Annotated in this window: 12 protein-coding genes; all 12 read right to left on the reverse strand. The window is 57.2% G+C overall.

Annotated features, from left to right (window positions below):
* Positions 1-116: 116 nt before the first annotated feature.
* The gene (tolA, locus tag K7H94_RS12970; protein ID WP_222951163.1) at positions 117-1388 is read right to left on the reverse strand and encodes a cell envelope integrity protein TolA; all 1272 of its coding nucleotides are present in this window, start codon (positions 1386-1388) and stop codon (positions 117-119) included.
* A 25-nt stretch (positions 1389-1413) separates the two neighbouring features.
* Positions 1414-1842, reverse strand: coding sequence for a colicin uptake protein TolR (tolR, locus tag K7H94_RS12975; RefSeq protein WP_021508530.1), 429 nt, complete (start codon positions 1840-1842; stop codon positions 1414-1416).
* Positions 1843-1855: 13 nt separating this feature from the next.
* Positions 1856-2542: a Tol-Pal system protein TolQ gene (tolQ, locus tag K7H94_RS12980; RefSeq protein WP_010616001.1), complete on the reverse strand. Its 687-nt coding sequence runs from the start codon at positions 2540-2542 to the stop codon at positions 1856-1858.
* Entirely contained in the window at positions 2539-2961 is a 423-nt protein-coding gene (gene ybgC, locus K7H94_RS12985) for a tol-pal system-associated acyl-CoA thioesterase (RefSeq protein WP_168714917.1), read from the reverse strand. Before ybgC ends, tolQ begins: the two co-directional genes overlap by 4 nt.
* Positions 2962-3138: 177 nt before the next feature.
* Positions 3139-3432, reverse strand: a complete 294-nt coding sequence (gene ybgE, locus K7H94_RS12990) for a cyd operon protein YbgE (protein WP_021508532.1) — start codon at positions 3430-3432, stop codon at positions 3139-3141.
* Positions 3432-3545 (reverse strand): cytochrome bd-I oxidase subunit CydX, encoded by a 114-nt coding sequence (cydX, locus tag K7H94_RS12995; protein WP_010615998.1) that lies wholly within the window; start codon positions 3543-3545, stop codon positions 3432-3434. Before cydX ends, ybgE begins: the two co-directional genes overlap by 1 nt.
* Before the next feature lie 15 nt (positions 3546-3560).
* Positions 3561-4700: a cytochrome d ubiquinol oxidase subunit II gene (gene cydB / locus K7H94_RS13000; RefSeq protein WP_021508533.1), complete on the reverse strand. Its 1140-nt coding sequence runs from the start codon at positions 4698-4700 to the stop codon at positions 3561-3563.
* 11 nt (positions 4701-4711) lie between these two features.
* A complete protein-coding gene (gene cydA / locus K7H94_RS13005) occupies positions 4712-6283 on the reverse strand; it encodes a cytochrome ubiquinol oxidase subunit I (RefSeq protein ID WP_058757874.1) in 1572 nt (523 codons plus the stop codon).
* A 676-nt stretch (positions 6284-6959) separates the two neighbouring features.
* Positions 6960-7835: a succinate--CoA ligase subunit alpha gene (gene sucD, locus K7H94_RS13010; protein ID WP_021508535.1), complete on the reverse strand. Its 876-nt coding sequence runs from the start codon at positions 7833-7835 to the stop codon at positions 6960-6962.
* The gene (gene sucC / locus K7H94_RS13015) at positions 7835-9001 is read right to left on the reverse strand and encodes an ADP-forming succinate--CoA ligase subunit beta (protein ID WP_006118458.1); all 1167 of its coding nucleotides are present in this window, start codon (positions 8999-9001) and stop codon (positions 7835-7837) included. Before sucC ends, sucD begins: the two co-directional genes overlap by 1 nt.
* Positions 9002-9071: 70 nt before the next feature.
* On the reverse strand, positions 9072-10286 hold the full coding sequence (odhB, locus tag K7H94_RS13020; protein ID WP_021508536.1) for a 2-oxoglutarate dehydrogenase complex dihydrolipoyllysine-residue succinyltransferase: 1215 nt from the start codon (positions 10284-10286) through the stop codon (positions 9072-9074).
* A gap of 15 nt (positions 10287-10301) precedes the next feature.
* Positions 10302-13109 (reverse strand): 2-oxoglutarate dehydrogenase E1 component, encoded by a 2808-nt coding sequence (gene sucA / locus K7H94_RS13025; protein ID WP_021508537.1) that lies wholly within the window; start codon positions 13107-13109, stop codon positions 10302-10304.
* Between the last annotated feature and the right edge of the window lie 72 nt (positions 13110-13181).

Below are 13181 nucleotides of genomic sequence, written 5' to 3' on the forward strand. Positions count from 1 at the left end.
CTTATCTCCCTTATCTGAACCTGAGTTCATGATAATTCGCACAGTTCCTGAAAAAACACGAGTACTCATAGAGTACGGCAAGCTAACCTTAGTTCAACCTGCCGTACGTTACTGCATTATTCTGGTTTGAAACGCATCGGTGCGTTCTTAAACACTTCATATACGGCCTGCGAAGGCGGCTTCGGAATGCGTGCCTGCTTCGCTGCGGTAATCGCCGCCTGACACAGCGCCGGATCGCCGCCTTCAGCTTTCACGTCAATCAGCAAACCATCCGGTGCCAGTTTAATCCGCAGATCGCAGCTTTTACCGCGATACAGATCGGCATCGTAGAAGCGGCTCTGAATCGCACTGGTGATCTGACCCAGATACGCATTCACCTCAGCACCTGAGGCACCGGCCTTCTTCTGATTGCCCTGACCTGCCGCCGCACCACCACCGGACGCCGCACCACTTTTCGGTGCATTCTTACCGGAAGAGAGACCGCCTAACAGATCATCCACGTCGCTCTCGTTCTTCGCCGCTTCGGCAGCCGCTTTCTTCTTCGCATCGGCGGCCGCTTTAGCTTTCGCCGCCGCATCCGCTTTGGCTTTGGCTGCTGCCTCAGCTTTCGCTTTGGCTTCGGCGGCCGCTTTCTCTTTCGCGGCTTCCGCAGCTTTCTCTTTGGCTTCCTGTGCAGCTTTGGCTTTCGCATCTGCAGCGGCCTGAGCTTTGGCTTCTGCCTCCGCTTTGGCTTTCGCTTCAGCTGCGGCTTTCGCCTGCTGCGCGGCTTTCTCTTTCGCCGCTTCGGCTGCGGCGGCTTTAGCCTGCTCTTCCGCTTTCTTCTTCGCGTCGGCTGCGGCCTGCTTCGCCTGCTCTTCCGCTTTGGCTTTCGCGTCCGCTGCAGCCTTCGCCTGAGCATCGGCCTGCGCTTTGGCATCGGCTTTGGCTTTCGCCGCGGCCGCTTCTGCGGCTTTCTGCTGCTCCTGCGCCTGCTTCGCTGCTGCTTCCGCCGCCTTCTGCTGCTCTGCCTGCTGCTTCGCCTGCTGCTTCGCCTGCTCTTTGGCTTCCTGCTGCGCCTGCAGACGCTCTTTTTCCAGCTCTTTCAGCCGCTGCTGTTCAGCGGCCTGCTTCTGCTGCAACTCTTCCGCCTGCTGCTGTGCCTGCTTCTGGCGCTGCTGCTCGGCGCGCTGACTATCACTCTGCTGATTCTGCTGACGGTTATACTGCTCAACCACCGCGCCAGGATCGACCATCACCGCGTCGATATCACTGCCGCCACCGCCGCCGCTGGCTTCGATATGTTCGTTAAACGAGCTCCAAATCAGCAGGGCGATCAGCACGATGTGCAGAATCACCGAAATGATTATCGCGCGTTTTAACTTCTCGTTCTGCTCGGTTGCCTTCGACACTCTCGGTTCCCAAAAACGGTTCGCGTTAAATCGGCTGCGTCATCAAACCGACGGATTTCACGCCAGCCTGATGCAACAGGTTCAGCGCCTTGATGATTTCGTCGTAAGGCACATCTTTCGCCCCACCAATCAGGAAGACCGTCTTCGGATTGGCTTCAATACGGCGCTGCGCTTCGCTCACCACCTGCTCCGGCGGCAGCTGCGTCATACGATCGTGATCCACCACCAGGCTGTACTGCCCTACCCCGGCCACTTCCACGATCACCGGCGGATTATCGTCGCTGGAAACGGTTTTCGAATCGGTTGCGTCCGGCAGGTCCACTTCCACGCTCTGCGTAATAATCGGCGCGGTTGCCATAAAGATGAGCAGCAACACCAGCAGCACGTCCAGCAGCGGAACAATGTTGATTTCCGACTTAAGATCGCGACGCCCGCGACCACGGGTTCTGGCCATCGTTAACCTCGACTTACTTGCTGTTGTCGGTAGAGAAAGCCTGACGATGCAGGATGGCCGTGAACTCTTCCATAAAGTTGTCGTAGCCCTGCTCCAGCTTGTTCACGCGCTGGTTCAGACGGTTATACGCCATAACGGCAGGAATAGCCGCGAACAGACCGATTGCGGTGGCGATCAGCGCTTCGGCGATACCGGGAGCAACCATTTGCAGCGTGGCCTGTTTCACCGCACCCAGTGCGATAAAGGCATGCATGATCCCCCACACCGTACCAAACAGACCGATATACGGGCTGATGGAACCGACGGTGCCAAGGAATGGGATGTGATTTTCCAGCGCTTCCAGTTCACGGTTCATCGAGATGCGCATGGCGCGACCGGCCCCTTCGACCACCGCTTCCGGCGCATGGCTGTTAGCGCGGTGCAGGCGGGCAAACTCTTTGAAGCCAGAATAGAAAATCTGTTCGGACCCGCTCAGCTCGTCACGGCGCGCCTGGCTCTCCTGATAGAGACGCGACAGCTCGATACCGGACCAGAACTTGTCCTCGAACGCCTCGGCCTCACGCCCCGCCGCGTTAAGAATGCGGGTGCGCTGAATGATGATTGCCCAGGAGGCAATAGAAAAGCCGATCAAAATCAACATGATAAGTTTGACCAGAAGGCTTGCCTTCAGGAACAAATCAAGAACGTTCATGTCAGTCACTGCTTGAACTCCGCGACAATAGACTTGGGAAGCGCAATCGGCTTCATTAGATGTGGGTTGATGCAGGCAATCAGGACGTCTGCTTCATTGAGCACTTTGCCTTCAGCATTCACGATACGCTGCGAGAACGTCATGGTTGCGCGCGTCATTGCTGTCACTTCGCTCTGGATCTCCAGAAGGTCGTCGAGACGTGCCGCGGCAATAAAGTCCACCGTCATGCGCCGTACCACAAAAGCCACCTGCTCTTCCAACAGGGCCTGTTGATTGAAATGGTGCTGGCGCAACATCTCGGTACGTGCTCGTTCATAAAAAGCAAGATAGCTGGCGTGGTAAACCACACCACCGGCGTCAGTGTCTTCGTAATAGACCCGAACCGGCCAGCGAAACAGCGTTGTACTCACTCTACATCCCGGTCTCATTTTAAACGTTGCTACTATACGCAAGTGAGATCGGCTTGGGAATGGTCCGCCAGAGCCAGGAGAAAATAATTATCAGACGTTAACAACTGGAAGGATTTTTGGGAGATTTCCTGACCAACCGCTGACAAAAACTCACGTCAGCAGCGGTAAAACAGCCCTTGCGGGCTGAGACAGAACTTAATGGTAGAACCAGTAAATTCCCAGCGCCAGCACGATCAGCGCCGGCAGCGGGGCAAACAGCGCCTGCCAGCGGGCTCGCTGTGGCCGGAAACCCGTGCCGTGAATCACGCCGCTGCACACCGCCCAGATTAACAATAATCCGTGCCAGACAGCGAGCTCACTGGTGTGTGCGGCAAAGCGCGCCGGCTGCCAGATGACGCATCCGGCCAGCCACAGCGCCAGAATCAGTGAAAGGGCCCGCAGCGGGCCCTTATCCATCAGACGATACAGCGTCTGTATCAGGCTGCGCATCAGAGCTTGTCGTCCTGCGCGCCGCCCTCTTCCACATGCTCGATCGCCAGTGCCGTGACCACGCCAAACGCACAGGCCAGCAAGGTGCCAAGAATCCAGGCAAAATACCACATGCTTAATCTCCTCAATCAGTACAGGGAGTGCGTATTGCGCTCAATGTGTTCTTTGGTGATGCGGCCATACATCTTGTAGTAACACCAGCTGGTGTAAGCCAGAATAATCGGCACAAAGATGATGGCGGCCACGGTCATGATCTGCAGCGTCAGCAGGCTGGAGGTCGCGTCCCACATGGTCAGGCTGGTGCCCGGCACGGTACTGGATGGCATGATGAACGGGAACAGCGCAATGCCCGCCGTCATAATGACGCACGCCAGCGTCAGCGAAGAGAAGATAAACGCCCATGCGCCCTTCTCCATGCGCGAACACAGGATCGTCAGCAGCGGCAGCAGCGCGCCGAGCAGCGGGAACAGCCACAGCACCGGCATCTGTTCAAAATTGACCAGCCAGGCCCCGGCTTCACGCACCACGTCTTTACCCAGCGGGTTAGACGCCGCGTGATGATCGATTGCGCTTTTCAGCACATAGCCATCAATGCCGTATTTCACCCACACGCCAGCCAGTACAAAGCCCACCAGCATCACCAGCGCGCTGATTTGCGCCGCGGTGCGGGAACGCAGGTGCAGTTCGCCGCTGGTGCGCATCTGCAGGTAAGTCGCGCCCTGGGCCAGAATCATCGCGACGCTGATCACCCCAGCCAGCAGGCCAAACGGATTAAGCAGCTGGAAGAAATTACCGGTGTAGAACAGGCGCAGGTACTCATCAGCATGGAACGGCACACCCTGCAGCAGGTTACCGAACGCCACGCCAATCACCAGCGGCGGCACAAAGCTACCAATGAAGATGCCCCAGTCCCAGGCACCGCGCCAGCGCATATCTTCAATCTTCGACCGGTAATCAAAGCCGACCGGACGGAAGAACAGCGAGGCCAGCACCAGAATCATCGCCACGTAAAAACCGGAGAACGCGGCGGCATAGACCATTGGCCAGGCGGCGAACAGCGCCCCGCCGGCAGTGATCAGCCAGACCTGGTTACCGTCCCAGTGCGGCGCGATGCTGTTAATCATGATGCGACGCTCGGTATCGGTGCGACCGAGGATGCGGGTCAGCATTCCCACGCCCATATCGAAGCCGTCGGTGACGGCAAAACCGATCAGCAGAATGCCAATCAGCAGCCACCAGACAAAACGCAACACTTCATAGTCAAACATGGTCGCTCTCCTTATCCGCGCGCCGGTTGAGTCACAGCCTGCACTGTTTCATGGTGATAGCGGCCGGTTTTCAGGCTACTTGGACCAAGGCGGGCAAATTTGAACATCAGATACATCTCCGCCACCAGGAACACGGTATACAGGCCGCAGATCAGGATCATCGAGAACAGCAGATCGCCGACGGTCAGCGACGAGTTAGCCACTGCGGTTGGCAGCACCTCACCAATCGCCCACGGCTGACGGCCATATTCAGCGACAAACCAGCCAGCTTCGACGGCAATCCACGGCAGTGGAATACCGTACAGCGCCGCTTTCAGCAGCCAGCGATTCTTACCGATGCGGTTACGAATCACGCTCCAGAACGACAGCGCAATGATGCCCAGCAGCAGCACGCCACACAGCACCATGATGCGGAAGGCAAAATAGAGCGGTGCCACGCGCGGAATGGAATCCTGCGTTGCCTGCTGGATTTGCGCTTCCGTGGCGTTCGCCACGTCCGGGGTATAACGCTTGAGCAGCAGACCGTAGCCGAGATCCTGTTTATGCGTCTCAAACTCACTGCGCACCGCCGGATCTTTACTGCCGGCACGCAGCTCGTTCAGCAGCGCATAGGCTTTCATACCGTTACGGATGCGCACTTCATGCTGCGCCAGCAGATCTTTCAGGCCGGTGACCGGCGTATCGACAGAACGGGTGGCGATCAGGCCGAGCAGATAAGGGATCTGGATGGCGTACTTGTTCTCCTGCGTCGCCTGATCCGGCACGCCAAACAGCGTAAAGGCCGCCGGCGCCGGCTGGGTTTCCCATTCGGCTTCGATAGCGGCCAGCTTGGTTTTCTGCACGTCGCCCATTTCATAACCGGATTCGTCACCCAGCACGATGACCGACAGCACGGCAGCCATACCGAAGCTGGCAGCGATCGCAAAGGAGCGTTTGGCAAACGCGATGTCGCGCCCTTTCAGCAGATACCAGGCGCTGATACCCAGAATGAACATCGCTCCGGTGGTGTAGCCCGCGGCCACGGTATGCACAAATTTCACCTGCGCCACCGGGTTTAGCACCAGTTCGGAGAAGCTCACCATCTCCATACGCATGGTTTCGAAATTGAATTCGGAGGCGATCGGGTTCTGCATCCAGCCGTTCGCCACCAGGATCCACAGCGCGGACATGTTCGAGCCGAGTGCCACCAGCCAGGTCACCGCCAGGTGCTGCACTTTACCGAGGCGATCCCAGCCGAAGAAGAACAGGCCGACAAAGGTGGATTCAAGGAAGAACGCCATCAGGCCTTCGATGGCCAGCGGCGCACCGAAGATATCGCCGACGTAGTGGGAGTAATAAGACCAGTTGGTACCGAACTGAAATTCCATGGTCAGGCCGGTGGCCACACCCAGCGCAAAGTTGATACCAAACAACTTGCCCCAGAATTTGGTCATATCTTTATAAATCTGTTTTCCCGACAGGACATAGACCGTTTCCATGATCGCCAGTAAAAACGCCATACCGAGCGTTAAGGGCACGAACAGGAAATGGTACATCGCCGTCAGGGCAAACTGTAAACGCGACAGCTCGACAATATCTAACATGATGACTCCTTGCTCCTCGCATGAACTCATCCTGCGAATAACAACCACAAACAGCGGGCAGTGCGATGCAGAATAAGGTCAGGAACGACTGATTATTGATTCCAGTTTTGTTACCGACAGCACAATGCGTACTGCGGCCCGAAGTGAGCGAGTAACAGTGGTGAAAATTCCCCGAAAAACCGATCGCTTCAGCCTGTTTCGAGCAGGAGTAAGATGAGGAGGCGACAGAATTGATATGACAACGCCTGGCACAAACTCCTGAAAAATGATGAAAAAGACTGAATTGATGCAGCGCAATTTATACCGGTTGGGTTGCTTTTAGCCAGCGGTAAAGTTTGCTATATATCGCCTTTTATTGATCTGGATTAAGACAATAATTTTCCAGATATGTAGTGTTAGAGTTGTTGTTAATTAGTTGTCATAAATCGATGGCGTAATTAAGAAAACAATTACCTTTCCCGTAATTATTTAACCTCTTTGCCAGCCAGACGCCTGGACGCTGACGGGAAAAAGCACGCCTCTTTGCCCTTCTTTACTCAACGACAAAGTAAGCATAGCCGCAGAAAATGTTGCCGTTACGTTTTTACTGCAAATGTGTGAGGACGGCTAATGGCCGTGCATGACAGCCATAAAAAAAGCCACCCGCAGGTGGCTTTGTTCTTTCAGCAGCAAAATCTTATTTCGCTGGCAGTACCGCTTTCACCGCGTCGCCGATATCGGCCAGGCTGCGAACGGTTTTCACACCGGCCGCTTCCAGCGCAGCAAATTTCTCATCGGCGGTGCCTTTACCACCAGCAATGATGGCGCCAGCGTGGCCCATACGCTTGCCTTTCGGCGCCGTTACGCCGGCGATATAGCCGACGACAGGCTTGGTCACGTGCTCTTTGATGAATGCCGCGGCTTCTTCTTCAGCGCTGCCGCCGATCTCACCGATCATCACGATCGCTTCGGTCTGCGGATCGTCCTGGAACATTTTCAGGATGTCGATGAAGTTAGAGCCAGGGATCGGGTCACCGCCGATGCCCACACAGGTGGACTGGCCGTAGCCGATGTCGGTGGTCTGCTTAACCGCTTCATAGGTCAGCGTACCGGAACGTGACACGATACCCACGCGGCCTGGCTGGTGAATGTGGCCCGGCATGATACCGATCTTACATTCGCCAGGCGTGATCACACCCGGGCAGTTCGGGCCGATCATGCGCACGCCTGCTTCGTCCAGCTTCACTTTTACCGTCAGCATATCCAGCGTCGGGATACCTTCAGTGATGGTGATGATCAGTTTGATGCCCGCGTCGATCGCTTCCAGGATACCGTCTTTGCAGAACGGTGCCGGCACGTAGATCACGGTAGCGGTGGCGCCCGTCGCTTCTACTGCTTCACGCACGGTGTTAAACACCGGCAGACCGAGATGGGTAGTGCCGCCTTTACCTGGCGTCACACCGCCAACCAGCTGCGTACCATAGGCCAGCGCCTGCTCAGAGTGGAACGTTCCCTGGCCACCGGTGAAACCCTGGCAAATGACTTTGGTGTTTTTGTCGATCAGAATGGACATTATTTACCCTCCGCAGCAGCGACAACACGCTGTGCTGCGTCTGTCAGGCTGGTTGCTGCAATGATGTTAAGACCGCTGTCCGCCAGTTTCTTCGCGCCCAGCTCGGCGTTGTTACCTTCCAGACGTACCACGACCGGTACGTTGACACCCACTTCAGCCACAGCACCGATGATGCCGTCTGCGATCAGGTCGCAGCGCACGATACCGCCGAAGATGTTAACGAATACCGCTTTCACAGCATCGTCAGACAGGATGATTTTGAAGGCTTCGGTAACGCGCTCTTTGGTTGCGCCGCCGCCAACATCAAGGAAGTTTGCAGGCTGACCACCGTGGTGTTTCACGATGTCCATGGTGCCCATCGCCAGACCGGCGCCGTTGACCATACAGCCAATGTTGCCTTCCAGCGCGACGTAGTTCAGTTCCCACTGCGTCGCGTGGGCTTCACGGGGATCTTCCTGGCTTGGGTCGCGCATTTCACGCAGCTCTGGCTGACGGAACAGGGCATTGCCATCGGCACCCAGTTTGCCATCCAGACAGATCAGGTCGCCCTGTTTGGTGATCACCAGCGGGTTGATCTCAACCATCGCCAGGTCGCGCTCCAGGAACATGGTCGCCAGACCCATGAAGATTTTGGTGAACTGGCTGACCTGCTTGCCGGTCAGGCCCAGTTTGAATGCCAGCTCGCGGCCCTGGTATGGCTGCGGGCCGGTCAGCGGATCCAGCGCCATTTTGTGGATCAGGTGCGGGGTTTCTTCCGCCACTTTCTCGATTTCCACGCCGCCTTCAGTTGACGCCATGAAGATCACGCGACGGGTGGCACGGTCAACCACTGCACCCAGATACAGCTCCTGATCGATGTCGGTCGCCGCTTCAACCAGGATCTGGTTTACCGGCTGGCCATTGGCGTCAGTCTGGTAGGTCACCAGACGTTTGCCCAGCCAGTTTTCAGCGAAAGCACGAATGTCTTCTTTACTGTTAACCACCTTCACACCGCCCGCTTTACCGCGGCCACCGGCATGAACCTGACATTTCACCACCCACGGACCCGCGCCAATTTTCGAGGCGGCTTCTTCGGCTTCACGTGGCGTGGTGCAGGCGTAGCCAGTCGGTGCTGGCATACCATACCGTGCAAACAGCTGCTTCGCCTGGTATTCGTGTAAGTTCATGATGTTCTATCCATTCAGATCTAAACAGGGTTAATTTGGGCGCGCCTCGTGCCAGCGCGCCCGGCGAAAATCAGACATCCAGCAGCAGACGCGCCGGATCTTCCAGCAGCTCTTTCACCGCGACCAGATAGCCGACAGATTCACGACCATCGATCAGACGGTGATCGTAGGAGAGCGCCAGATACATCATTGGCAGCACCACCACCTGACCATTCACCGCCATTGGGCGATCTTTAATGGCGTGCATCCCCAGAATCGCGCTCTGCGGCGGGTTGATGATCGGCGTAGACATCAGCGAACCGAACACACCACCGTTGGTGATGGTGAAGTTACCGCCGGTCAGTTCTTCCACCGTCAGCTTGCCGTCACGGCCTTTCACCGCCAGCTCTTTAATTTTCTTCTCGATATCGGCCATGCTCAGCGCATCAACATCTTTCAGCACTGGCGTCACCAGACCACGCGGCGTTGAGACCGCGATGCTGACATCGAAATAGTTGTGGTACACCACATCATCGCCGTCGATCGACGCGTTCACTTCCGGGAAGCGTTTCAGCGCTTCAACCACCGCTTTGATGTAGAAGGACATGAAGCCCAGACGCACGCCGTGACGCTTCTCGAAGGCATCGCCGTACTGCTTGCGCAGATCCATGATCGGCTTCATGTTGACTTCGTTGAAGGTAGTCAGCATCGCGGTGCTGTTTTTCGCTTCCAGCAGACGCTCGGCCACGCGCTTGCGCAGACGGGTCATTGGCACACGCTTCTCGCTGCGGTTGGCAACGGCCTGCGGAGCCGCATCGGCTGCCGGTGCCGCTTTCGCGCCGTCGGCTTTCTTCGCCAGATGTTTTTCCACATCTTCGCGCGTCAGACGGCCGCCAACACCGGTGCCTTTAATCTGGCTGGCGTCGAGGTTGTTTTCCGCAATCAGGCGGCGCACGGCCGGGCTGAGCGCGTCATTGCTCTCTTCTTCCAGAGATGCAGTCTGACGCTGTGCAGGCGTAGACTCCTTGCTTTCCACTTTCGCCGTGGTCTCTTTCCCGCCGCTGTTGCCTTCCTTCAGACGGCCCAGAATCTGGCGCGATGTTACGGTGGCGCCTTCGTCTTCCAGCACCGCTTCCAGCACACCGTCAGCGGCGGCAGGCACTTCCAGTACCACTTTGTCAGTTTCGATCTCGACCAGCACTTCGTCGCGGGTCACAGAGTCGCCGGGTTTTTTATGCCAGGTGGCTACCGTGGCGTCCGCTACGGATTCAGGCAAATCGGGAACGAGAATTTCTACGCTACTCATTTTCTTTCCTTTTAATTAACCAAGGTTCAGCGCGTCATTGACCAGGTCTTGCTGCTGTTGTTGATGAACGGACATATAGCCCACGGCCGGTGAAGCAGAAGCCGGACGGCCTGCGTAACGCAGTGACGCACCAAATGGAACCACTTCGCGGAAATGATGCTGACTGCAATACCATGCGCCCTGGTTCAGTGGCTCTTCCTGACACCAGACGAAATCCTGAACATGGGCGTAATTCTTCAGCGCTTCCTGCACCGCTTTGTGCGGGAACGGATAGAGCTGTTCGATACGCACGATGGCGACATCGGTCTGCTCGTTCTTACGACGCTGCTCCAGCAGATCGTAATAAACTTTACCGGAGCACAGCACTACGCGTTTCACCTGCTGCGGATCGAGGTCGTCGATCTCACCAATCGCCGGCTGGAAGCTGCCGTTGGCCAGCTCATCAAGGCTGGATACCGCCAGCGGATGACGCAGCAGCGACTTCGGCGACATCACGATCAGCGGACGGCGCATACCGCGCAGCGCCTGACGACGCAGCATGTGGTAGACCTGCGCTGGCGTTGATGGCACGCAGACCTGCATGTTCTGCTCAGCACACAGCTGCAGATAGCGCTCAAGGCGCGCGGAGGAGTGCTCCGGACCCTGCCCTTCGTAGCCGTGTGGCAGCAGCATCACCAGACCACACATGCGGCCCCATTTCTGCTCGCCGGAGCTGATGAACTGATCGATCACCACCTGAGCGCCGTTGGCGAAGTCACCGAACTGCGCTTCCCAGATGGTCAGCACGCGCGGCTCGGCGGTGGCGTAACCGTATTCGAACGCCAGTACCGCTTCTTCCGATAGCACCGAATCCCACACCTTGAACTGACCCTGACCGTTATGGATGTGGTGCAGCGGAGTGTAAGTTGAACCGTTCTGCTGGTTGTGAATCACCGCGTGACGGTGGAAGAAGGTGCCGCGGCCGGAGTCTTCACCCGACAGGCGCACCGGAATGCCTTCGTCCACCAGCGTGGCGTAAGCCAGGTTTTCCGCGCCGCCCCAGTCGAACAGCTTGTTGCCCTCCGCCATCTCTTTGCGGTCGTTGTAAATCTTGGCAACGCGCGACTGCACTTCCACCGCTTCCGGAATGCTGCTGATGCGGCGCGCCAGCTCCTGCAGACGTTTCATGTCCACGGTTTCCGGGTAGCTCTCATCCCACTCGTGGTTGAGGTACGGAGACCAGGTGAACGAGTGCAGGCTCATCGGACGCCATTCCGGCACCACGCACTCGCCTTCATCCAGCGCATCGCGGTACAGGTTTACCAGCTCGGTGGCATCTTCCTGCGTGGCCACGCCTTCGCTTTCCAGCTGATCGGCGTAGATTTTGCGCGGCGTCGGATGCTTTTTGATTTTCTGATACATCAGCGGCTGGGTTGCGCTTGGCTCGTCGGCTTCGTTATGGCCGTGACGGCGGTAGCACACCAGGTCGATGAACACATCGCGTTTGAAGGTGTTGCGATAATCCAGCGCCAGACGGGTAACAAACGCCACCGCCTCCGGATCGTCCGCGTTGACGTGGAAGATCGGTGCCAGCACCATTTTGCCGATGTCGGTGCAGTAAGGGGTAGAACGCGCATCTTTCGGATTCGAGGTGGTGAAGCCCACCTGGTTGTTAATCACGATGCGTACGGTGCCGCCCACTTCGTAACCGCGAGCCTGCGACATGTTCAGGGTTTCCTGCACCACGCCCTGGCCGATAACGGCGGCATCACCGTGAATGGTGATCGGCAAAACTTTGTTGCTGCCCGGCTCTGCCAGACGATCCAGACGCGCGCGCACCGAGCCCATGACGACCGGGCTTACAATTTCCAGATGCGACGGGTTGAACGCCAGCGCCAGGTGTACCAGGCCGCCTTCGGTTTCCACGTCTGACGAGAAGCCCATGTGGTACTTCACGTCACCGGTACCGAGGTGCTCTTTGTGCTTGCCGGAGAACTCGTCGAACAGATCCTGCGGTTTTTTACCCAGCACGTTGATCAGTACGTTGAGACGGCCGCGGTGCGCCATACCCAGCACCACTTCACGCGTGCCGCTCTTGCCGGCGTGGCGAATCATTTCGCGCAGCATCGGTACCAGCGCATCACCGCCTTCCAGCGAGAAGCGTTTGGCACCCGGGAATTTCGCGCCGAGGTATTTTTCCAGGCCCTCTGCCGCCGTCAGCTCTTTCAGGAAACCTTTTTTCTCGTCCGCGCTGAATGACGCATGGCCCACCACCGATTCCAGACGCTGCTGAATCCAGCGCTTCTCTTCGGTGTTGTTGATGTGCATGTACTCTGCACCAATCGAACCACAGTAGGTCTGCTGCAGTGCGGCATAAAGATCGGCCAGCTTCATGGTCTCTTTGCCAATGGCGAAAGAGCCTACGTTAAAGCTTTCCTGAAAATCGGCGTCGGTCAGATCGTGGAAGGCCGGATCGAGATCCGCCACGCGCTCCTGCTTCCACAGGCCGAGCGGATCGAGGTTAGCGTGCTGATGGCCGCGGAAGCGGAACGCATTAATCAGCTGCAGCACTTTAACCTGTTTGGAATTAGCGGCCGGATCGGTGACTGTGGAGGTGTAGCGGGTGGCGTCTTTCGCCAGGCGGCGGAAGTATTCACGCGTCGTGGAGTGAAACTGCTCAGGTTTCACACCGGTGCCCGGCAGCTGCTGGAACATCGAGCGCCACACTTCATCAACAGAGTCAGGATCGGTCAGGAAATCCTCATAGAGTTGCTCTATGTAGGACTGGTTCGCGCCGGCCAGCCAGGAGGAGTCCAGCCAGGGTTTCATCGCGCTGTTCTGCATTGTGATCCCTTAAGCATTAATCTGCTTTTTTGAGGTTTCATTTGTTGCCGCTTACGCGGCTTGCCGTAGTGA

Source organism: Pantoea dispersa (genome assembly GCF_019890955.1).
GTDB lineage: Bacteria > Pseudomonadota > Gammaproteobacteria > Enterobacterales > Enterobacteriaceae > Pantoea > Pantoea dispersa.